The 21,266-nt window shown below is 58.7% G+C and carries 18 protein-coding genes; 10 read left to right on the top strand and 8 right to left on the bottom strand.

The genetic code is table 11. The annotated features are described in order from the left end of the window. The first annotated feature begins 60 nt into the window (after nucleotides 1-60). Nucleotides 61-219 carry a hypothetical protein gene (locus tag FCH38_RS23160; RefSeq protein ID WP_080842802.1) on the top strand — a complete coding sequence of 53 codons (159 nt, stop codon included), beginning with the start codon at nucleotides 61-63 and terminating at the stop codon, nucleotides 217-219. On the opposite strand, the gene FCH38_RS23165 is transcribed toward FCH38_RS23160, so the two are convergent. Beyond that, entirely contained in the window at nucleotides 216-806 is a 591-nt protein-coding gene (locus tag FCH38_RS23165; RefSeq protein ID WP_174375308.1) for a DNA-3-methyladenine glycosylase, read from the bottom strand. The genes FCH38_RS23160 and FCH38_RS23165 overlap by 4 nt on opposite strands. Before the next feature lie 97 nt (nucleotides 807-903). Between FCH38_RS23165 and FCH38_RS23170 the strand changes: the two genes are divergently transcribed. The 4 genes from FCH38_RS23170 to FCH38_RS23185 all read left to right on the top strand — a co-directional run bounded on the left by FCH38_RS23170 (nucleotide 904) and on the right by FCH38_RS23185 (nucleotide 4,094). After that, entirely contained in the window at nucleotides 904-1,287 is a 384-nt protein-coding gene (locus tag FCH38_RS23170) for a hypothetical protein (protein ID WP_174375309.1), read from the top strand. Then, the gene (locus FCH38_RS23175; protein ID WP_174375310.1) at nucleotides 1,284-2,069 is read left to right on the top strand and encodes a 3-oxoacyl-ACP reductase FabG; all 786 of its coding nucleotides are present in this window, start codon (nucleotides 1,284-1,286) and stop codon (nucleotides 2,067-2,069) included. The genes FCH38_RS23170 and FCH38_RS23175 overlap by 4 nt, the downstream gene beginning before the upstream one ends. A gap of 164 nt (nucleotides 2,070-2,233) precedes the next feature. Next, on the top strand, nucleotides 2,234-3,289 hold the full coding sequence (locus tag FCH38_RS23180) for a murein L,D-transpeptidase family protein (RefSeq protein ID WP_174375311.1): 1,056 nt from the start codon (nucleotides 2,234-2,236) through the stop codon (nucleotides 3,287-3,289). A 19-nt stretch (nucleotides 3,290-3,308) separates the two neighbouring features. Beyond that, complete coding sequence (locus FCH38_RS23185) at nucleotides 3,309-4,094, top strand: L,D-transpeptidase (RefSeq protein ID WP_174375312.1); 786 nt, start codon at nucleotides 3,309-3,311, stop codon at nucleotides 4,092-4,094. A 72-nt stretch (nucleotides 4,095-4,166) separates the two neighbouring features. Here the strand turns inward: FCH38_RS23185 and FCH38_RS23190 are convergent, their stop codons facing one another. Both FCH38_RS23190 and FCH38_RS23195 read right to left on the bottom strand, forming a co-directional pair. Continuing rightward, the gene (locus tag FCH38_RS23190; protein WP_174375313.1) at nucleotides 4,167-5,987 is read right to left on the bottom strand and encodes a methyl-accepting chemotaxis protein; all 1,821 of its coding nucleotides are present in this window, start codon (nucleotides 5,985-5,987) and stop codon (nucleotides 4,167-4,169) included. 145 nt (nucleotides 5,988-6,132) lie between these two features. Next, nucleotides 6,133-7,467 carry an aspartate aminotransferase family protein gene (locus tag FCH38_RS23195; RefSeq protein WP_174375314.1) on the bottom strand — a complete coding sequence of 445 codons (1,335 nt, stop codon included), beginning with the start codon at nucleotides 7,465-7,467 and terminating at the stop codon, nucleotides 6,133-6,135. A gap of 146 nt (nucleotides 7,468-7,613) precedes the next feature. Here FCH38_RS23195 and FCH38_RS23200 point away from each other — a divergent pair, with 146 nt between their 5' ends. From FCH38_RS23200 to FCH38_RS23215, 4 genes are all read left to right on the top strand, one after another. Beyond that, entirely contained in the window at nucleotides 7,614-8,162 is a 549-nt protein-coding gene (locus FCH38_RS23200; protein WP_174375315.1) for a cupin domain-containing protein, read from the top strand. A gap of 617 nt (nucleotides 8,163-8,779) precedes the next feature. Then, nucleotides 8,780-9,460, top strand: a complete 681-nt coding sequence (locus FCH38_RS23205; protein WP_149899187.1) for a sugar transferase — start codon at nucleotides 8,780-8,782, stop codon at nucleotides 9,458-9,460. 192 nt (nucleotides 9,461-9,652) lie between these two features. Continuing rightward, complete coding sequence (locus tag FCH38_RS23210; protein WP_174375316.1) at nucleotides 9,653-10,906, top strand: polysaccharide biosynthesis/export family protein; 1,254 nt, start codon at nucleotides 9,653-9,655, stop codon at nucleotides 10,904-10,906. Nucleotides 10,907-10,913: 7 nt separating this feature from the next. Continuing rightward, the gene (locus FCH38_RS23215) at nucleotides 10,914-12,182 is read left to right on the top strand and encodes an O-antigen ligase family protein (protein WP_174375317.1); all 1,269 of its coding nucleotides are present in this window, start codon (nucleotides 10,914-10,916) and stop codon (nucleotides 12,180-12,182) included. On the opposite strand, the gene FCH38_RS23220 is transcribed toward FCH38_RS23215, so the two are convergent. From FCH38_RS23220 to FCH38_RS23240, 5 genes are all read right to left on the bottom strand, one after another. Then, nucleotides 12,179-12,673 carry a hypothetical protein gene (locus FCH38_RS23220; RefSeq protein ID WP_153517120.1) on the bottom strand — a complete coding sequence of 165 codons (495 nt, stop codon included), beginning with the start codon at nucleotides 12,671-12,673 and terminating at the stop codon, nucleotides 12,179-12,181. The two genes, FCH38_RS23215 and FCH38_RS23220, sit on opposite strands and share 4 nt — an antisense overlap. An 85-nt stretch (nucleotides 12,674-12,758) precedes the next feature. Further along, entirely contained in the window at nucleotides 12,759-14,117 is a 1,359-nt protein-coding gene (locus tag FCH38_RS23225) for an HlyD family type I secretion periplasmic adaptor subunit (protein WP_149899183.1), read from the bottom strand. Between the two features lie 8 nt (nucleotides 14,118-14,125). Then, nucleotides 14,126-16,345 carry a type I secretion system permease/ATPase gene (locus FCH38_RS23230; RefSeq protein WP_174375318.1) on the bottom strand — a complete coding sequence of 740 codons (2,220 nt, stop codon included), beginning with the start codon at nucleotides 16,343-16,345 and terminating at the stop codon, nucleotides 14,126-14,128. Nucleotides 16,346-16,428: 83 nt separating this feature from the next. Further along, nucleotides 16,429-18,447 (bottom strand): hypothetical protein, encoded by a 2,019-nt coding sequence (locus FCH38_RS23235; protein WP_174375319.1) that lies wholly within the window; start codon nucleotides 18,445-18,447, stop codon nucleotides 16,429-16,431. Between the two features lie 151 nt (nucleotides 18,448-18,598). Next, a complete protein-coding gene (locus tag FCH38_RS23240) occupies nucleotides 18,599-19,564 on the bottom strand; it encodes a fibrinogen-binding protein (RefSeq protein WP_153517123.1) in 966 nt (321 codons plus the stop codon). 906 nt (nucleotides 19,565-20,470) lie between these two features. On the opposite strand from FCH38_RS23240, the gene FCH38_RS23245 reads away from it, so the two are divergent. Beyond that, nucleotides 20,471-21,241, top strand: a complete 771-nt coding sequence (locus tag FCH38_RS23245) for a response regulator transcription factor (RefSeq protein ID WP_149899179.1) — start codon at nucleotides 20,471-20,473, stop codon at nucleotides 21,239-21,241. Nucleotides 21,242-21,266: the final 25 nt, after the last annotated feature.

The raw sequence follows: 21,266 nt of genomic DNA on the forward strand, positions 1-21,266 counted from the left end.
TGTCCCGATAGATGAAAGCGCAATCCGGTTTGGATCGCGCATTTATATCAGGAGGCCGCGATGTCGACCGTTCCCGTCGAACCTTATCCCGAACCGCCAATGCCGGTGCCGCCGCAGCCGGATATTCCGCCGGTGGAAGAGCCGGAACCCGACAGGCTGCCGGACGAAATTCCAACCCCCAATCCCGACGAAAACGATCAGCCGCCAAAAGTCCTCTAGACGGCTTTATTCTCGAGGTTTTCGAACTTCTTGCTGATGAAGGTCGAGCCTGCAAGCCCGAAGCGCCATGGATAATCCACCGCGCGGCTGATGCCGATGCGCCTGCCGCTGGTAATGGCGGCGGCTTCCTTCGGCAACCGTAGAAAAAACGGCGGGGCGTCGAGCGGCATGCCGTCCATGTCTCCGGTAATGGCCATTGCCTGACAGAGCCTGCCGGGGCCTGAGCAAAGAAGTTTCGGCTTGTCGGTTCCGCGCCGCAGTTTCATCATGTCCATGCCGGTCAGAGGTTCGATGGCGCGCAGAAGCACGGCGGAGCCGGGCGCACAGACGAAATTCGCGCACCAGTGAATGCCATAGGACCGGTAGACATAAAGATGGCCGGCCGGGCCGAACATTGCCCTGTTGCGAGGCGTCTGCCCGTTGAAGGCGTGGGATGCCGGATCGTCGGGATGATAGGCTTCGGTTTCCACGATGATGCCGCCGGCATTGCCGACGCGAAATTCCGCGCCGATGAGCGCGCGGGCCACGTCCAGCGCGTCACGCTTGAAGAAACTCCCCTGCATTTCCGGGCCAAAGGCCTGATCCATCTGGAACCCCTTCCGCTCTGCCATCGTTGTGAATTCAGGTTTCAGTGTTACCGCATCGGATGGCTAAGCCGATGCTTTTCAAACCGGAGGGCATGTCATGCAACTTTCCACGACCTATGTAAAACGCAATAACGGCGTCATATCCGTCGAGTTCGTCGGCAGCGATGGCGATCAGGTTTCCGTCCGTCTCGCTGATGGGCTGGAGGGCATCGATGATGCCGAGGCCATCAAACGCGCCAGCGCAGTGATGGTTCAGCTGACGGCTTTTGGCACCCGCCACGGCGCTGATGCGTCGTCGCAGTTTTCCGCGCTGGGAACGGCGCAGGGTGATGTTCCGCATGGTCAGGCAAGCGCCCGCACCGCGAAGGATCGCGATATTCTGGAAGAAGAATTGGACGAGGGACTGGAAGACAGCTTTCCAGCCAGCGATCCGGTTTCGGCCACCGTCACCTCGATAGCCTCCAGAAAAGGCGGGCTGTGATATTGGCTTACCGCAAAGTTGCTCTCATCACCGGCGCGGGTTCCGGCATCGGTCGCGCCGCCGCCCTCTATCTGGCCGCGGAAGGTTTTTCGGTTGGCCTGCTCGGTCGCACCGAATCCGAATTGCGGGCGGTAGCGGCTGATATAGAAGCCGCATCCGGCTCTTCGAAGGTCCTTGTCGCCGATGTTTCGGACGAAGCGGCCATGCGACATGCCGTCGCAGCGCTGGTGGAAAGCTTCGGTCGTCTGGATGTCGTGGTGGCCAATGCCGGCGTCAACGGCGTCTGGGCGCCCATCGATGAGTTGAAGCCTTCCGAGTGGGACGACACGATCCGCATCAACCTGCGCGGCACCTATCTCACCGTGCATGCCAGCGTGCCGCATCTGAAGGCGGCGGGTGGCGGCTCCATCGTTATCGTTTCGTCGATCAACGGCACCCGCACCTTCACCTCGCCCGGTGCTACCGCCTATTCCGTGACCAAGGCCGGGCAGCTCGCCATGGCCCAGCAACTGGCGCTGGAGCTTGGGCGGCACCGCATTCGCGTCAATGCCGTCTGTCCGGGCGAGATCGATACGGCGATCGATGAAAACACCGATATACGTGGACGCGAAAAGACCGAAGTGCCGGTTCATTTTCCTGCCGGAGATATTCCGATCACCGGAGGCGTCGCAGGCACGAGCGACGATGTCGCCGCGCTGATCGGGTTCCTGGCATCCGATGCATCGCGCCACATTACCGGCACGCCGGTCTGGATCGACGGCGGGCAGGGGCTGCTTCGATAGGCGGATCGTCCGGCGCCCTTCACGGGCTTGTGTCCCTATGATTAACGAAAGGGTAACGTCTGTTCACGAGACTTTGTCCATGTGCGAGGTTGCCGCGTTGTGGCCACCTTCGCTAGTTAAGCGTCTGCCTGAAAGGCGGGCAAATCAGGCGGGTAGAACGATCCATGGACATGAAGGCATTGCTGGGTTTCGCGGTTGCGGGGTTACGGCTGAAGGTGATGGCGGGGGTAAGGGTGGCTGCGGTCGTTGCGATCGGCGGCGGTCTTGCCGCGTGCACCTCCATGGGCCTTGATAGTGTCAAGAAAGACCCGCCGAAGCTGTCCTCCAAGATGATGGCGCAGATGTCCGCCAAGAGCATGCGGCCTGAAAGCCCCGTCCTCGTTCGCATTTTCAAGCAGGAAAGCGAGCTTGAGGTCTGGAAGATCGACAAGACCGGAAGTTATGCGCTGCTCAAGACCTATCCCATGTGCCGCTGGTCCGGAAAGCTCGGGCCGAAGATGAAGACCGGCGACCGGCAGGCGCCGGAAGGTTTTTATCATGTCTCGGCCGGCATGCTGAACCCGAATTCGCAATATTTCGTCTCCTTCAATCTCGGTTATCCCAACCGGCTGGAATCGGCGCTCGGTTACACCGGCGAGGCGCTGATGGTGCACGGCGCCTGCTCATCGTCCGGCTGTTACGCCATGACCGACCAGCAGGTCGGCGAGATTTACGCCGTCGTGGCGCGCGCTCTGCAGGGCGGGCAGGATCGTTTTCAGGTGCAGGCCTATCCTTTCCGTATGAGCGCCAGAAACATGGTGACCAATCGCGACGATCCCAACATGCCTTTCTGGAAGACGCTCAAGGAAGGCTACGACTATTTCGAGGTAACGCGTCGCCAGCCCAAGGTCTCCGTCTGCGGGCGCCGCTATGTCTTCAACAGCGAATTTGCCGAAGGTGAGCCCGCCGATCCGCTGGCCGCCTGCCCGCCAGCCATCAATCAGCCGGACCCGGCTGTGGCGTCGAAACTGGCCGAGGAACAACAAAAAATTGCCGCCGCGATGAACGAGGGAACTTCCGCCCCTCTCAGCGCGTATGTAGACGGCGGCATGCATCCGAGCTTCCGTGCCATTCTGAAATCCAGCGGCGCCAAGTCCATGGCATCGCAGGTTTCCGGCACGAAGTACCCTATCAGCCGCCCCGATGCGGCGCTGGCAGACCCCTTTGCCAGTGTGAGATGACGTAAATGAGGTTTTTCAATTGAACGACACGACAACGACCCGGCGGGGTTTCCTGCTTGGAGCAGGTGGATTGGCGCTTGCCGGCCTTGCGGGCTGTAACACCACGGCGCGCGAAGCCGCACGGCCGACCGCCCCCGCCGACGACCCGATGTATGCGCTGATGTACGGCCCCAAGCCGGACGAGCAGTTTCCGCTGCCGGAAATTCCCTATAAGCGCATTCCACGCCAGTTTCTGCGGCAGATGGTGGCCAATCCGACAGGCGAGCGCCCCGGCATCATCGTCGTCGATACCGCCAACCATTTCCTCTATCTCACCTATGAGAACGGTCAGGCCATGCGTTACGGCGTAGGTCTCGGCCGCGCCGGTTTCGAATGGGCCGGCCGCGGCGTCATCCAGTACAAGCGCCAATGGCCGCGCTGGACGCCGCCCGACGAGATGGTCGCCCGCCAGCCGGAACTGGAGCCGTACAGCAGCCGCAACGGCGGCATGGAGCCGGGCCTCAAGAACCCGCTGGGCGCGCGTGCGCTCTATATCTTCAAGGACGCCAAGGACACGATCTACCGTCTGCACGGTTCGCCCGAATGGTGGACCATCGGCAAGTCGGTATCATCAGGCTGCGTGCGCCTCATCAACCAGGATATCGTCGATCTCTATAACCGCGTGCCGGATGGTACGCCGATCGTTGTGACGGCGCTTGGCCCGGCGCAGCAGGGTGTGCCGATCGGTCAGGAAGGCGTGCCCGTTGCCCAATATGGCAATGGCGTGGTTGGCGACGGGTTGTCGCGGCCGGTCCAGACCTACTGATAGACAAAAATTTCCAGCCGCTGAAATCGGCGGCTGGAAATGATGGGCGAATGGCAGCGCGATGCTTCCGCCTCAGGCCACGTGACGGATGATGTCGTGGCCACCGACACCTTCCATATCCAGACGGAAACGTGAAACCAGTGCGCGCAACTTTGCCGTTTCGGCGGCAAGCGTTGCCGAGGCGGCGGTGGATTGTTCCACCATCGCCGCATTCTGCTGGGTGGCGTGATCCATGGAGTTCACGGCGGCGTTGATTTCGGCAAGCCCCGTCGATTGCTCGGCGGCTGACGTCGCAATCGCGGTCATGTGCTGGTCGATGCCGGCGATGCGCTCGCCAATATCCTTCAGCGCCGCACCGGTATCGAGAACCAGCTTCACGCCGCTTTCCACTTCTGCCGATGATTGGCGGATATGGTCGCGGATTTCGCTTGCGGCCTTTGCGGAACGCTGGGCGAGGTCGCGCACTTCCTGTGCCACCACGGCAAAGCCCTTGCCGGCCTCACCGGCGCGGGCGGCCTCCACCCCGGCATTCAGCGCCAGAAGATTAGTCTGGAAAGCGATTTCGTCGATAACGCCGATGATACCGGTAATCTGCCGCGACGATGTCTCGATGCGGCGCATCGCCTCTTCGGCGTGGCTGACCACCTCAACCGATTTCAGGGCGCTGTGGTTGGCGTCGGTGGCGGCAAGCCGCGCCTCAGAAGTGCGTTTGTTGGCGTTTGAGACATTGGCCGTGATTTCCTCGAGCGCTGCGGCGGTCTGTTCGAGGGAGGCTGCCTGATTTTCCGTACGGCGGGAAAGGTCACCGGCGCCGGCGGCAATCTCGCGGCTGCTGCCGTCGATAGTGCCGATACCATCGGAAATCGCAAACAATGTTTCGGCCAGCTGCCGGACAGAACTGTTGAAATCGTGCCGCAGGGCTTCAAATTGCGGGGCGAAGGCCTGATCGAGCTGGAAGGCCAGATCACCCGAAGCCAGCCGCTTCAGACCGCTAGCGAGGCCTGATGTGGCAATGCGCAATCGTTCGGAAGCGTCCTCCTCGGCCTGCTGGCGTGCTGCTTCCTGATCGGCTTGCGCCTGCAGGCGGGCCGCTGCCGCCTGTTCTTCAAGCACCCGGTTGGCGATGGCCGCCTGTCGGAATATTTCGACCGCGCAGGACATGGAGCCGATCTCGTCCTTGCGGTCGATGCCGGAGGGTGGCTGAGACGTATCGCCGCCCGCCAGTGTTTCCATGTTCTTTGACAATTGCAGGATGGGATGGATAACCGATTTGCGGGTGAGAAGGAAAAGCCCGGCGGAAAAAATTGCCGCCAGAACCAGCAAGCCCTTCAAGGCAAGGTTGATGGTCTCCTTGGTTTTTTCGCTTTCGGCCGAGGCGGCATCGGACAGGGCCTCGATCTGGTCGCCGGCCGTTTCCATCGCTTTTTCAAGCGCCGAAAATTGCCGCATGAACTCCGGCATCAGCTTGATCGCCTCTTCCGGGCTGGAGCCGGCAAGGCCGACAACCGCATTGGCGGCGTCCATATAAGCGAGCAGCGGTTTTTCGACGCCGTCGATCACGGTTTTGACGTTTGTGCCGGCTGAGAGAGACCTGTTGGCCTCGATCATTTCGCGGAAGCTGGCTTCATGTTCGCCAAGGTCAGCCTCAACCGCCTTGAGATCGAGGCCCATACTGGCATTGGTGGAAAGAATGGCGGCAAGTACGTCGGAGCGCAATGCATCATGCATCATGTCCGCCTGCATGTGGTTGCGCAGCACTTCTGCCGAAAGTGCGACATATTCGCTGTTACGGTTTAGCGTTTCCGTTGCCCACATGCCAACGCCCGTGGCGGCGCCGGTGATGGAAAAGATTGCAATGCTAGCCAATATTATCTTTTTCTGAATCGACGCCATGGGGACGTTCCCGCGCTGTTGGTTATACTGCGGGAAAATAATAGAACATGCTTAATAAATGATCTATGTACGCTCTGTTTTGATAAAAGTGAAAAAAAGGCTGCAATTTCTATTGCAGCCTTTCCTATATTAGGACTTTATACTTTTAATTTGCGCGTTTCAGCGCGTCGCCGAGGATTGAGAGGATATCATCGAAATGGGATTTTTCGGCGATCAGCGGCGGCGAGAGGGCGATGATATCGCCGGTGACGCGGACAAGCAGGCCACGCTCGAAGCAATCCGTGAAGATGTCATAGGCGCGCGCGCCGATGGCGCCATCGCGCGATTGCAGTTCGATGCCGGCGATGAGGCCGATGGTGCGGATGTCGATGACGTTTGGCAGGCCCTTCAGAGAATGGATGGCATCGTGCCAGACATCCTGCAATTCAGATGCGCGGGTAAAGAGGCCTTCGTCGCGGTAGATATCGAGCGCGGCGATGCCGGCGGCGCAGGCGACGGGATGGCCGGAATAGGTATAGCCGTGGAACAGCTCGATCTGACTTTCCGGGCCATGCATCAGCGCATCATGCACCTTGCGGCTGGTGAAGACCGCGCCCATGGGGATCGCGCCATTGGTCAGACCCTTGGCGGTGGTGACGATGTCAGGCGTAACGCCGAAGTAGTTGCTGGCGAATGATGCGCCCACGCGGCCGAAACCGGTGATGACTTCATCGAAAATGAGGAGAATGCCATGCCTGTCGCAGATGGCGCGAAGGCGCTCCAGATAACCCTTCGGCGGCACCAGCACGCCGGTGGAGCCGGCCACCGGCTCGACGATGCAGGCGGCGATGGTTTCAGCGCCATGCAGCGCGACCAGCCGTTCCAGATCGTCGGCAAGCTCGGCGCCGTGCTCGGGCTGGCCCTTGACGAAGCTGTTTTTCGCCAGATCGTGGGTGTGGCGCAGATGGTCGGCGGGGATTTGCGGGAAAACACGGCGGTTGTTGACGAGACCGCCCACCGAGATACCGCCGAAACCGACGCCGTGATAACCGCGCTCACGGCCGATCAGGCGGCTGCGGGTGCCCTGGCCGATGGCGCGCTGATAGGCGATGGCGATCTTAAGGGCCGTATCGACCGATTCTGAACCGGAGCCGGTGTAGAAGACGCGATCAAGCTTTGCACCTTCCGGGCCGGGAGCGATTTCCGCCAGCCGCTCGGCGAATTCGAAAGCGACGGGATGGCCCATCTGGAAGGAGGGCGCGTAATCCATGGTCGAAAGCTGGTGCTTGACGGCGGAGGCGATCTGCTGGCGGCCATGGCCGAGATTGACGCACCAGAGGCCAGCCGTACCGTCGAGAACCTGGCGGCCGTCATCGCTGGTGTAATACATGCCCTCGGCGCTGACCAGCAGGCGCGGGCTGGCCTTGAACTGCCGGTTGGCGGTAAACGGCATCCAGTAGCTGTCAAGCGAGGTGGAATTGGATCGGCTGGGGTTGTCCATCATGGTTCTCCTGTTCGTTGCCGATGATTGAAAGCTATTTTCCAGACTGAACAAGCCCTTTTCTCGCTGTGGCCAAGTCATTGAAAATGCTATACGCGAAAAGGCAGGTTTTCGGTATTTCGAACAAGGGTAACGGAGGCTCCAGCATGTCGGTGGATATAGGCGGGCGTTTGCGGCATTTGCGGCTGCGCCACAATATTTCCCAGCGGGAACTGGCAAGGCGCGCCGGTGTGACCAATTCGACGATTTCGCTGATCGAAAGCAACACCTCCAACCCGTCCGTGGGGGCGTTGAAGCGTATTCTCGACGGCATACCCATCGGCCTTGCCGAGTTTTTCGCCTTCGAGCCGGAGACAAGCCGCAAAGCCTTTTACCGGGCGGATGAGTTGGTCGAGATCGGCAAGGGGCCGATCTCGTTTCGGCAGGTGGGCGACAATGTCTTCGGTCGCAGCCTGCAAATCCTGAAGGAATGTTACCAGCCGGGCGCCGATACCGGCAAGGTGCCGCTGGTGCACGATGGTGAGGAGGGGGGCATCATCCTCTCCGGGCGTCTGGAAGTGACGGTCGACGACGAGAGGCGGGTGCTGGGACCGGGAGACGCCTATTATTTCGAAAGCCGCCGGCCGCATCGCTTCCGCTGCATCGGTCCCGTGCCGTGCGAGGTCATCAGTGCCTGCACGCCGCCCACCTTCTGATTCTACCGGGTTCTGCGTCAGGTGGGGCAAGAAGGGCGGGCGTTCCATCATGCGCGGAAAAAAACGGCCGGGAGCAGAGGATTTTCTGCAGGATGACGAGGTTTTGATACGAATTCCTGCCACTATTTTGCCGCTTTTGCGCCGCTCTTGCAACTTCTCCATCGCTTTTTCTTGGCAAAGCCACAGTGCCGGGTAAAAAAATCCCGGCTAATATGTCAAATTTTATATGCATTGCCGCAATCTTGCTGCGCCGCAAAAAAATTTAATAGTCTGTTACACGCATGGCTTTTCTTGGTGTTCCTGTCTCATCCCATCAAGTCATAAGAAACATATAAGAAAAGACTATCCGGGGTCGAAAACGCAATACATGCAGCGGCGACACCCATGCTCTGGACACATGGCCATAGGCGCATTTGTTGCTTTTTTATGCAGCGGATAATATTGCCCGGAGGTTGATCGGCCGCTGCCGCAAGAAATCGCATAGACGGTCATAGGCAATGTGCCTTACAAAAAATCCATTAGCATCAAATTCCGAACACAGACTTGTTATCTCCTTTAGACGGAAAGACACGCCTCCGGGCACCGACCAATCGCAAAACATAAATGGAGTTCACTCTATGAAGTCCGCGACCCAATCGGCTGAACAGACACTCAGCAGTTCCGAAGATTTCGATGTCAGCTTCCCTATCGGGGGCATCGCAAAACGCAGCTTCGATATGGCATCGGCTGTGCTTGCGCTGCTCATCTTCAGCCCGATTTTCCTGTTGATCGCCGCTCTGGTGAAATTTTCCGATCCCGGCCCGATCTTTTACGGTCACCGGCGTGTCGGACATAATGGCCGCTATTTCCATTGCCTGAAATTCAGGACGATGGCGATGAACGGTGACGAGATGTTGCGGCAATATCTTGCCGCCAATCCGGAAGCCGCCGAAGAATGGCGCGCGACCCGCAAGCTCAAGAACGATCCGCGCGTCACCGCCGTCGGCGCGGTGCTGCGTAAGCTCTCCCTCGATGAACTGCCGCAGCTCCTCAACATCATCCGTGGTGAAATGAGCGTGGTTGGCCCGCGCCCCGTCGTTGACGAGGAACTGAGCTATTATGAAAGCGATGCCGCATATTATCTCAGCACCCGTCCTGGCCTGACCGGCCTGTGGCAGATCAGCGGCCGTAACGACGTCTCCTACAAGACCCGCGTCGCTTTCGACACGCAATACGTTCAGAACTGGTCGATGCGGCAGGATGTCTTCATCATCGTCAAGACCATTCCAGCCGTGTGCCTGTCGCGCGGCAGCTACTGAAATCAATATTGAGTTCGGCTTTATCGATTTTCGTTTCGACACGCACCCTGACCGGGATCCCAAGTCCGGTCTTCGGGTGCGTCATTGGTGCTAACAATAGCGGCCGCTCATGCGGCGCTGCGCAGCCGGCCCTGTCCGGTTGCTCTATCGTCTGATCGCCTGCATGGCGATCAGCAAACAGGGAGTCTCCCGATGAACGGCTTTTTTGCCACCACCCGCCGTCCGCTTGCCACCCTCGTGCTTGCCGTTGCCTTTGCCGCGCCGCTCTCCGCAATGGCGGCAGAGGGTGGACAATACACGCTCGGCACCGCCGACAAGCTGCGCATCCGCGTCGCCGAATGGCAGCCCGCCGATGGCAGCATCCGCAACTGGGACGTCATCAACGGGGATTATTCCGTTGGCCCATCCGGGGCGCTGTCCTTGCCCTTCATCGGCCAGCTCGAGGTTTCGGGAAAAACACCCTCGGAAGTCGGGGAGGCGATTGGCGCGCAGCTTCAGAGTAAATTCGCGCTTCGCAACCTGCCGTCGGCTTCCGTCGAAATTGCCCAGTTCCGGCCGATCTTTCTGAGCGGTGACGTGCAGACGCCGGGCGAATATCCCTATGCGGCCAATCTCACGGTTCTGAAGGCCGTCAGCCTTGCCGGCGGCCTGCGTCGCTCCGATGCCGGGCAGCGTTTTGCCCGCGACTTCATCAATGCGCGCGGGGACGCCGCCGTCTATGACAACCAGCGGGCAAGGCTGCTCGCCCGCCAGGCGCGGCTGATTGCCGAGGTGAAGGGTGACGCGTCCATCGCCAAGACGCCTGAAATGGAAAAGATCAGCGAGATCGATGTGCTTCTGGCCAGCGAAAGCGCGCTGATGAAGTCCCGTACCGAGCGTTATACGCTTCAACTGAAGGCGCTGACGGATCTGCATGCCCTTTTGCAGAGCGAAGTCGAGTCGCTGAATAAAAAATCGGAAACACAGAACCGCCAGCTCCAGCTTGCCAACGAGGACCGCGACCGCGTCAACCGTCTGAACGAGCAGGGGCTTGCACTGTCGCAACGGCGTATCTCGGCGGAAGAACGGGCGGCGGAGGTGGAATCCACCCTGCTCGATATCGACACGCAGTCGCTGCGCGCCAAGCAGGACATCAACAAGGCAACCCAGGACGAGATCAACCTGCGCAACGACTGGGTGGCGCAGCGATCCAAGGAATTGCAGGACACCGAAGCGGAACTCGACAAGCTCAATCTGCAGCTGACCACCAGCCGCGAATTGATGTCGGAGGCGCTGGCGCAATCGGCCGAGGCGATCCGCTTCGATCCGTCGGGGAAGTCCGCGACCATCAGCTACCTCGTGGTGCGTGAGGAAGACGGCAAGCCGAAGGAAGTGAAGGTGGATGAAAACACCCTGCTTCAGCCCGGCGACGTCATCAAGGTTTCATCCGAAATCCTGATGCAGTGAGGTTCGCATGCGGATTGCCAAATCGGCGCTGATCGATCCCGAACGCAATGAAATCTTTGGAATGGCAGCGATTGCGCTGTCATTCTTCGTGTTCGCCTATTCGTCGCGTTTCGGGCAAATCTCGGTACTGGCCTATTATGGCGTGTGGCTGCCGCTGGTGGTGGTCAATTACCGGCAGGTGCTCGGCAATTATCCGCGTTATCTGTGGATCTTTGCATTTGGCATTCTGACGGTGCTGTCCAGCTTCTGGTCGGAGGCTGCGTCAGTGACCATGCGCGCCTCCATCCAGTACATGACGCATATCGTCTGCGCCTTGATTGCCATGCGCGTCATCTCGATCCGGACGCTGACTCGCGGCGCGCTGATCGGTATCGCCGTGGTTTTGCTGTATTCGCTGCTATTCGGCATTTATCTCTTCGATGCATTGGATGGCACCTATAGTTTCGTTGGCGCTTTCTCGTCGAAGAACCAGCTCGGGTTTTACGCATCGCTTGGCGTCATTTTCGCAGTCGCCTCCGTGGTGGTCCTCAAACAGAGAGGCATCTGGCTACCAATCGCCGGCGTTACCGGGCTTTTATCGGCCTATAGCCTTGTCGCGTCGCAATCGGCCACATCCACGATTACGACAGCGGCTGTGGTTGCGCTCATCATCGGCTTCATCCCGATCGGCATGCTGTCTCCAGCCAACCGCAAGATGACGTTTTTCGCGCTCGGCGGCCTTGGTGCATTGCTGGTGGTCGCTTCGCTGCAATTCGGCCTGCTCGATGCCATTCTGGGTGTTTTCGGCAAGGATTCGACGCTCACCGGCCGCACCTATCTCTGGCAGCAGGGCATCGAGGCGGCAAAACAGACACCGATCCTCGGTGTCGGCTATCAGGGCTTCTGGGTCGCGGGTTTTGCCGATGCCGAACGCCTGTGGAACGACTTCTTCATCACCGGCCGCACCGGCTTCCACTTCCATAATACCTATATCGAAACGGTGGTGGAAAATGGCATCGTGGGCATGGTGCTGCTTGGCATGGTGCTTTACGGCACGCTGCTCGGGCATCTGCGCTCGGTGCTGATGCGCAAGAGCGATCCGCAGGGCGTCATCCTGTTTGCGATCTGCGCGCTGTTCGTGGTGCGCTCCTTCGTGGAGATCGATATCATCTTCCCCTACCAGATCGGCTCGTTCCTGCTTTATTTCGCTGCGGGCAAACTGTGCCTGCCAATGAAGGCAGCGCAGAATGGTGAAACTCACCCGGCGATCGGCATGCGGTTGCAGACGAGAGTCTAGAGATAATCCGCCGAGACATGCGGGCTGGCGTGGATGAATTTCCACATGTCCTTGCTGACATCGACGATATCGGCAATCGACTTTTCCAGGTGCTCGATTTCCTTCTCGTCCATGCGTTCGACCTTGCCGTACCGAACCTTGCTGTCGTCCTCCACCAGCCGCATCAGCTGGGTGCTGGCGATTTCGCCCTTTTCGTCGAAGGAATAGATGCAATGATTGTATTTGTTGCGCGTCCGCGCTTCTTTCTTCAGCCGCGCCATGATGGAGAGAATGGTCTTGCGGTCCGGCGCTGGCGTGGAGGGGAGTTTCGCCAGACGTTCGATGAGGTCCATGCGGGCCCGCGTGGTGTTGAGCGTCAGAAACACGACGATAGCCGCTTCCTTCTCCACTTTCAGGAGGTGGACGATCAGATAGATCATCAGGCTTTCGGTGTTGGTCCACACGTAATTAAGCCTGCCGACCAGCAGCAATACATCCGACATCACCGCCATGCTGCTTCTCCCGCCCCGGCGAAATATATTCGGATATTATATGCTGACCGCTGCGGAAAAGACAGTATAGGTTACTGATATTTCTTCATCTTTCCTTGAAGGCACGCGACATGCTGTCGGAGATCGGCTTGGTCAGATATTCGAAGAAGGTACGCTCCGAGGTCTGGATCAGAACGTCGGCCGGCATGCCGGGCACGGGGTGGAAGTTATGGACCTTGGAGATTTCCTCGTCGGAAATCTGGACGCGAATGATATAGACGTCCTTGACCTGAAGACCGGCATTTTCCTCGATACTGTCGGCTGACACGTAAAACACCTTGCCGTTCAAAACCGGCGTGGTGCGGCGGTTCAGTGCCGACAGACGGATCGCGGCGGTCTGGCCCTCATGCAGTTGGTCGATGGAGGTTCTGAGAACCTGCGCTTCAAGGATGAGGGGAACGTGTGCGGGCAGAATTTCCATGATCGGCTTGCCGGTGGTGATGACGCCGCCGGCGGTATGGTAATAGGCGCGCACCACCGTGCCGTTGACCGGCGAGCGGATAATGGTGCGTTCCAGCACTTCGGCGGCACCACGCACCTGTTCGCGCACGCTGTCGAGATCGGAATCAGCGGTTTCCAGCGCATCGAGTGCGGCCTGTTTGTTGGCATTGACGGCAATGACCGCTTCCTGCTTGAACTTGGCGATCTCGGCCTCGCTCTGGTTCATTTCGCCAGTCAGGCGGGCGATGTCGCCCATGGCGTCGGCAATGGCGCGTTCCAGCGCCAGCATGTCGGTCTTGCGAATGACGCCGTCTCTCGCGAGCTTTTCCTTGGAGTCGCGTTCCTGTGTCAGAAGCGCCAGCTGCCGGTCGAAGGACTTCTTTTGCCCATCGTAACCGGTATAGCGGAATTCCAGCGAGCGGATGTTCTTCTCGATCAGGTTCAACTGCTCGTCGAGCTTGACGATCTTGCTGTGGAACACGATGTTCTGGCTCTGGATGATGGAGTTGATGTCCGGATCGCCGGCTTCCTTCATGACGATTTCAGGCACCTTGAAGTTTTTCTCTCCCTGCGCCTCGGCACGCAGGCGCACCACGATGGTTTCCAGACGAAGCCGCCGCAGCTGCAACATACGCTCATTGGCAAGCGCCGTCGTCCTGTCGAGTGTCAACAAGACGTCGCCTTCCTTGACCGTATCGCCTTCGCTGACCATCATTTCCTTGATGATGCCGCCTTCCAGATGCTGGACGACCTTGTTGTTGCCGGTGGCGACGAAGCTGCCCTGGGCGATGATGGCGGAGGAGAGCGGTGCTGTCCCGGCCCAATATCCGAAGCCGCCGAAGGATGCGAGCAGCACGGCAAGACCGATGGAACTGTGCAGGCGGATGGAGCGCGGCACTTCGCTGTACCATTCCATCTGGCCCTGGGGTTTGATTTCGGCAATGGCGGTTGTCTTCTTGAACATGACGATCCTCAACCCTCGATCTGCGGGGACTGGTTGGCCTGGCGGCCATTGCCGGAAAGCGCTTTCAGCACCTCGATTCTTTCGCCGAACATGGCGAGCGATCCGTCCTTCAGGACCATGATCTTGTCGACACATTGCAAAAGTGCGGGGCGCTGGGTGATGGTCACAGTGGTGATGCCCTGTTTCTTGGCGTGCAGCAGCGCCTTGGCCAAAGCCTGTTCGCCCGCCGTGTCGAGGTTGGAGTTTGGCTCGTCCAGCACCACGAATTTGGGATCACCGAAAAAGGCGCGGGCAAGCGCGATGCGCTGTTTCTGGCCGCCGGAAAGCGGCGCACCATCGGCGGCGACGACGGTCTCATACCCTTGCGGGAAACCGGCGATCAGCTCGTGCACATCGGCCAGTACTGCCGCTTCGTAAATCTGCCGATCGTCGACATCGTCGCGCATGCGGCAGATATTGGCCTTGATCGTGCCGGGGAACAGCTGCACGTCCTGCGGCAGATAACCGATGCTTTCACCAAATTGCCGCTGGTCCCAGTTGCGCAGATCCATGAGATCGAGGCGGACATTGCCTGAGGTTGGCAGGATGGAGCCGACCAGCATCTTGCCGAGCGTCGTTTTGCCGGAGCCGGAATTGCCGATGATGGCGAGCGATTCTCCCTTTTTCAGCGAAAAGGAAATGCCGTTCAAAATCACCTTCTTCTGCGGCGGCGGCACGAAGAGAATGCGCTCCACATCGAGACGCCCCTCCGGATTGGGCAGGCGCAGGCGCGGGAAATTCAGCGGTGAGCTGATGAGAAGCTGCTTGATGCGGCCATAGGAGGCGGCCGACTTGTTGAACTGGTGCCAGCCTTCGATGGCGCCTTCAATGGGGGCGAGCGCGCGGCCGGAAATGATCGAGGCGGCGATGACCATGCCGCCGGTCAATTCGCCGGCGAGTGACAGATGCGCACCCCAGCCCAGCAGGGCGATCTGCGTGATCATGCGTGCGGCCTTGGAAACGCCTGAAAACATGATGTTGCGATCCTGCGCCGCCACGTGCGATTTCAACGATCCGGCGGTTTCACGGCCCCACATCTTCACGGCTTCCGGTATCATCGCCAGCGCATTGATGATCTGCGAATTGCGCGACATGGAATCGAGGTGGAAATTGGCGCGGCTCAGATAACCGGAGGCTTCGGAAAACTGCTTTGCAGTGAAACGCTGGTTCAGCCAGGCGATGATGAACAGCACCGCACAGCAGACCATGATGATGATGCCGAGATGCGGATGCACGAGATAAACCACCACGATGAAGAGCGGCATCAGCGGCGCATCGAGGAAGGCGATCAGGGTGCCGGAGGTCAGGAAGGAGCGCAGTTGCTGCAGGTCCTGCAGGATCTGGTAGTCCTTGCCGCTGCCGTGCAGCGCGGCGCGGGCGGCCGCGGACAGGATCGGTGCGCCAAGCTGCACCTCAAGCTCGACGGCGGTGCGCATCAGGATGAAGCGGCGGATGGCGTCCAGAAAGGCCTGCAACAGAACCGCGCCGAGAACAGCGACGGTCAGCATGACAAGCGTATCCATCGAACGGCTGGTCAGTACCCGGTCGGATATCTGGAACAGATAAAGCGGAATGGCGAGCAGCAGGATATTGATGGCGATGGTGAACAGCATCACCACCACCATGTTGCGACGAACAGCGGCGATGCCCTTGGCAAGGCTGGCGGCGAAATTGATCGGCTCGCTGCGTTTGTGGAAGCCGCTGTGGGCTCCGCCACCGCCACCACCACCCCCGCCGCCGCCATTGTCCGTCGGCTCCTTGCCGCCGCCGCCCGTCACCGGCCGACGTTCGTTTTCGCGGATCGGACCGTCATTATTGTCGATGGTCTTGACGAAAGGCAGATCGGCATTGTCGACCTTGGCCTGCGGTTCCACCGGGGGGGCGGGTTGCCGGTCCGGCTGTGGCGTTGGCTTTTCCAGCGGAACGTCGCGCAATTGTTGGGGTTGTTCGGTTCTTGCGAGTGGTTGGGGAAGAGGTTGTGGGGGAGTGATCTGTGTAGGAGCGATCTGCGTGGGCGATGCAATGGTCTTCGCAGTCTGTTCCGAGCCGGATAGCTGGCGCAGATTTTCGATGGCGTCGTTGATGGCTGAAATACAGGCGTCCGTCAGTTTGCTGTCTTCCGCTTCCTGATCCAGCGGCAAGTCGAGTGAGCGTCCGTCGGCAATTGTTTTTCTGGAAATATGATCCATTTTGTATCGGTCCCCTCGGTGATCTCACGGTGTTTGCGGTTCCGGCTGTGGCGGGGCGTATTTGCAGCCCCGCCTGCCAAAATCTACGCGGTCACCGCCTGCATGACGTCTGCCGAATGTGCGTTCGACCAGGACAGGTCGTGGCCGCCATTGATGACGCCGTCGGATTCGTTGTGAGTGGTGGCGGGATCGTCGTGAAGAAAAGCGATGACCTCGTTTGCCAGCTGACCGTGCTGTGTCGGCTGCAATGTGTCGTTTTCGATGATGCCGCCCTGAATGAGAATGGCATCGGAATAAACGCCGCCGGCGACATAGGTGGTCGAACCGAAGCTGTCGTAGTCGATGATCTGTGCGAGATTGATGACCGCGTTGCTGCCGGTATCGATATGGATGTTAGCATTCTGGTTGTTCTCGAGAACCTTGGCGGCTGCCTGGGTCACATCGTCGGAATCGCCGAGCACACTGACCTGTTTGATGATGCTGACATCAAAAAGGTTGCCGGTGATGTAGAGGACGTTCAGCCCCTGATAGCCGGCAAAGTTGGCGTCGTGGGCAAGGGCGTCCGGCATGTTCGGGTCGCGCTCGTTGATCCCGTTCACCGTCTGGTGCATGTAATCAGGCATCGCCTCGAAACGGTCGTTGCTGCCGACATTGTGAATGGTGGCATCGTTCCAGAGCAGGTTATTGCCGGATTGGATGGTGGCGCCACCAGGCGCATCGGGATTGGCGCGCGCCCAGTCATTGTCGTAAAGCACGGCGATCTGGCTGATGATGTTCATGTCGAGGACATTGCCGCCGACGATGATCAGATCGTACTGCATGCCGATGCCCAGGAAATTGGCGATGTTGAGCGCGGCGTTGCCGCCGGTCAAAACGCTGACGCTCGCACCTGATGTGGTGACCGTCATCGTGTCATTGTCACTGATGAACTGGTATTGTTCGATCCAGTGGACGAAGGACACATCGCCTTCCAGCACGCTGACGCGCCAGGCGGTTGGGAATATCGGCGTTTCGCCGCTCTCGTGGCTGTCCGAAGCACTTTGTTCCGCGCCGGGATAGACGCTGCGCTGGAAGCTGGCGATATTGTAGGCGGCCGTTGCTGCCTGATCTTCCGAGTGGGTGAAGATGGAAGAAATATCGTCCCGGTCGCTGTAGATATAGGCTTGGGTGATGGCGTCGATCTGGTGATAATCGCCCATGACGGCGGTGACCGAGGTCATGACGCCGGTATTGACCAGCGTGGCGATGTTGGCGACGACATTGGCGCCTGCGGCGATATCGAGGCTGTTGCCGGACGGGCTATCTTCATGCAGGGAAACCTCGCTTTTTTCCGGTGCCTCGGCGGGCTTGGCGATGCCGCGATCCGGCATGAAGTCGTCGAGCGCCGGCTTGTCGTAGGCGACCGCGCCATTGATATAAAGACCGTTGACGTCGTTGCCGGCCAGAACGAAATCCTGATCCGCGCCGGTGCCGAGCGAGGTGACGTCGTTGTCGCGGGCGTGGTCGATATAATCGTGGGCGGATCTGGCGAGCGCCTGTAACGCGTCGTAGCTGTCAGTGCGCTGGAAGGTGGAAAAGGGCGTGAAGACGGCGGCGTCGTTGTAGAACTCAACGGTGCGCTCGGTCACGAAGGTCGTGTCGCGTGCCACATTGGGGCCGTCGGTCATGTTCAGATAGTCGTCGTCTTGGAGAATATTGACCTGTGTAAGATGGCCGGCCACCGAGCCGGGGCCGGTATGAACGACCAATTCGCGCTCATCAAACGAGAGGCGGCCGGGAAAACGGAAATGCGCGCCGGAAATATCGACCGGGATGGCATTGGCGAGTTGCTGCATGTCATATTCGACACCGCGGGCGAAATGCGGTCGCATGTAATCGAAATCGTAATAGCCGGAGCGATATTTGACGCCGGGATCGTAGTCCTCGAGCGGGACGTCATAGTTCTTGTCGAGCAGCCTTGCTGCCTCATCGTCTGGCAGTCGGTCCGGATCGGAATGCGCCGGGCCTTCGCTATAGTTGCTTCTCAGGCGCGCTTCCTCGATCACCGTGTCGAACATGCCGATGAAATGCGCGATCATGTCGGAAATCTTGTCAATATGCATTGGAGGTCCCTCCCTGATCATTGCGGCGGGGACTGGGAGCGGCAGGCGGCACACGTCTTGATGGCGGTGCTTCGTTCACCGAACCCGGTTCTTTTAACCGCAAACTGCACCGGCGGATGCCGGTGCAGCTCTTCTCGTCAAGAGGCGGGTATCAGGAGTGATCTTCCCCAACGTCCGAAACATGCGAGTTACCGCCTGTGATCGTGACGTCAACGGCATTGGAGAGCATGTTGGCGCCCTGCACCAGTTCCAGATGGAAGCCGGAATTTGCAAGGATTGCCGATGCATCCGCAGTGCTGGTGCCTGCTGCGTCGTCGCCGGCCTTGAGGTCCCAACCCTTGCCGTCCATGCCTTCGGCGCCGAAAGCGTCACCGGCATTGGCGTTCAGGTGGTTCTGAGCCCCGCCATTGTCCATCCTGACGTCGTAGGCGTAATCCTGATCTGCCAGATGGTTGGCCTGCACCAGGCTGAAGCCGGCATCGTTGCCGTCACCGCCGAGCGAGTTGTTGAGGATATTGTCGACGTCGAGAGTGAAGGAGAAGTCGTCACCCAGGTTGAAGGTCAGGTCGCCACCAGCGACACCGAGATTGCCGACATCCTTGACGCCCGCAATGTTACCGAAGTCGTCATCCGACTTGTAGTAGCTGTCAGCGGAGTTGAAGCTGTCGGTGGTCGTCGATACCTTGGTGGAGGTGTCGTTGTCGGAATAGGTGAACGTCTTGTTGTCCGAATCCGAGACCGTCTTCACGCTGGTGTCGTTGTCGCTGTACGATTTGCTGTCGTAGCTCCAGTCGTAGTCGGTCTTGATTGCGGTGTTGGTTTCGGTGCTGGTCGAGGTCGTGGTGGTCGTGTCATTGTCGCTGTACGACTTGCTGTCATAGCTCCAGTCATAGTCGTTGTCGCGATTGTCGCCATTGCCGACTGCGACGTCGATCTGTGCGTCAACATCCACATTGGTGCTGTTGTCGCTATTGTCGTTGTTGCGGTTTTCACCGTTTGCGGTGCCGACATTGCTGTCTTCCACCGAGGCGTCGTTGGTCGAGGTGTTAGCAAAACCCTCGGAAAGCGCGCCGATCTTGGTGATGTCGTCGCCGGCTGGCTGTGGATTGTAACCCATTTCGATTTCCTCCGAAAAAGCTCGGAGCAGCTTTCGAAATCCCTCTCATCTAAAACGGGATTTTTTCGCGCTTGCTCCGCGTTGCACAAAGATTGATGTCTGCAGATGCACTCATTACGTCTCATCTGCGGTTCGGCATCGGCCCGCAACCGGGCTCTTTTCGTTCAGCCCTTGTGCGCTACTCGATAAAAAGGCGCACAAATCCGTTCCTCGCTCCAATGGGGAGCGCGGTGGCTTCGTCTTTTTGCTTGCATGGTGTCTTGAAAAGGAGCCGGCGCTGGCAAACACACGTTAAGGCCGGTTTAGTCTTTTTTTGTCTGCCGCCATTCAGCGACGGTCAGACTGTGCCGCAGAAAAATCGTGCTTTCTAGCTATCAATTCGGGCTAGACATATAGGTACACGTCACCGGAATATATATGCCGGAGGGGTAGACCGTGCGGTGTTTCTGCTACCGCAGCCGCCCAAAACAGCGGATTTGGTAGTAGAAGCCGGCTTTTCAAAAACATGGTTTATGTGCGAGGGAAGGGGTCGTTATCCCGAAACGGCACATCGTCCGGGATCGTTTGCCGGAGACATATGAAAAGGCATTTCAACCAAAAGTTATATTTTCTTGGAATACAAAACCGGAGCGGAGGCTTTTCTAACGCCTTTGTTTCCTTGACGATTTCCAAGTGAATGATTCTGTCTCACCGTAATCAATTTTGTATGCCTAATGTAAAAAATAACCCGTATGGGCCATTTATTTACACAGCTTTTCGTATTAGCCTCCTAAATTAACGGGTAATTAATGATAGTTGACATGGCTTGAAGCGGGAATTGCCCCCTATGTTCTCGGGGGCGTCCTGGCGAACGACAGATGACACAGCCAAAAGAATGTAATGCGTAAGCGCTTTAGGGAGGCGTCAATGTTCATGGGAACGTCAGATTATGCGGCAAAACAAAAAACCGCCGTTTCACCTATAAATGGAACTTTATTAATTATAGCGGATCCGGACCTGTTTTCCGAGTGTCTCGTAGAGGCGTTGGGCAAAAAGTTCCCCACATTCGCGGTGATGAGCGTTGCTTCGTCGGCGACGATCAATAGTGATTACGGTTCCGATGTCCGGCTGGTGCTGCCATACCGCATGTCGGGCGAGCGGCTTAACAATCTTCTTGCGGCAATCCGCGAAAAGCATCCCGATGCGCCGATCGCCCTGGTGGTCGAAACCATCGACAAGTTCGAAGAGCCGTTGAAGCAGCTGGTGGGGACGCGCGTCATCGATGGCGTGCTGCCACTCAATCTTCGGCTTGATGTGTTTATGGCGGCGGTCGATCTATTGATGAAGGGCGGAGAACATTTCCCTGCAGCCCTTCTCGGCAAGCTCACACCCTATTCCCCTGCTGTCGTCAGCAAGAGCGTTCACAACAATGGCGTGATCGCCAACCGCGCTGACGCGCTTGCGGTCAACCGGGGCGAAATGGCGGCGCTGACGACGCGTGAGGTGCAAATCCTCGATCTTCTTTGCAAGGGAACGCAAAACAAGATCATCGCCGACAGGCTGCATCTGTCCGAGAACACCGTGAAGGTGCACGTCCGCAACATCTATAAGAAGATGAACGTGCGCAACCGAACGGAAGCGGCGTCGCGCTTCTTTCACAAGGATGACGACACGGCTGTTTCCGGCTGGAAGAACTAAACGTCAGGCCAGCCGGGCGTCAGTT

It is taken from the genome of Agrobacterium tumefaciens (assembly GCF_013337285.1).
Classification (GTDB): domain Bacteria; phylum Pseudomonadota; class Alphaproteobacteria; order Rhizobiales; family Rhizobiaceae; genus Agrobacterium; species Agrobacterium burrii.

Coding starts and splice junctions, on each gene's coding strand:
- FCH38_RS23160 (WP_080842802.1), top strand. CDS start 61: ATGTCGACCGTTCCCGTCGAACCTTATCCCGAACCGCCAATGCCGGTG.
- FCH38_RS23165 (WP_174375308.1), bottom strand. CDS start 806: ATGGATCAGGCCTTTGGCCCGGAAATGCAGGGGAGTTTCTTCAAGCGT.
- FCH38_RS23170 (WP_174375309.1), top strand. CDS start 904: ATGCAACTTTCCACGACCTATGTAAAACGCAATAACGGCGTCATATCC.
- FCH38_RS23180 (WP_174375311.1), top strand. CDS start 2,234: ATGGACATGAAGGCATTGCTGGGTTTCGCGGTTGCGGGGTTACGGCTG.
- FCH38_RS23190 (WP_174375313.1), bottom strand. CDS start 5,987: ATGGCGTCGATTCAGAAAAAGATAATATTGGCTAGCATTGCAATCTTT.
- FCH38_RS23195 (WP_174375314.1), bottom strand. CDS start 7,467: ATGGACAACCCCAGCCGATCCAATTCCACCTCGCTTGACAGCTACTGG.
- FCH38_RS23200 (WP_174375315.1), top strand. CDS start 7,614: ATGTCGGTGGATATAGGCGGGCGTTTGCGGCATTTGCGGCTGCGCCAC.
- FCH38_RS23205 (WP_149899187.1), top strand. CDS start 8,780: ATGAAGTCCGCGACCCAATCGGCTGAACAGACACTCAGCAGTTCCGAA.
- FCH38_RS23210 (WP_174375316.1), top strand. CDS start 9,653: ATGAACGGCTTTTTTGCCACCACCCGCCGTCCGCTTGCCACCCTCGTG.
- FCH38_RS23215 (WP_174375317.1), top strand. CDS start 10,914: ATGCGGATTGCCAAATCGGCGCTGATCGATCCCGAACGCAATGAAATC.
- FCH38_RS23220 (WP_153517120.1), bottom strand. CDS start 12,673: ATGGCGGTGATGTCGGATGTATTGCTGCTGGTCGGCAGGCTTAATTAC.
- FCH38_RS23225 (WP_149899183.1), bottom strand. CDS start 14,117: ATGTTCAAGAAGACAACCGCCATTGCCGAAATCAAACCCCAGGGCCAG.
- FCH38_RS23230 (WP_174375318.1), bottom strand. CDS start 16,345: ATGGATCATATTTCCAGAAAAACAATTGCCGACGGACGCTCACTCGAC.
- FCH38_RS23235 (WP_174375319.1), bottom strand. CDS start 18,447: ATGCATATTGACAAGATTTCCGACATGATCGCGCATTTCATCGGCATG.
- FCH38_RS23240 (WP_153517123.1), bottom strand. CDS start 19,564: ATGGGTTACAATCCACAGCCAGCCGGCGACGACATCACCAAGATCGGC.
- FCH38_RS23245 (WP_149899179.1), top strand. CDS start 20,471: ATGTTCATGGGAACGTCAGATTATGCGGCAAAACAAAAAACCGCCGTT.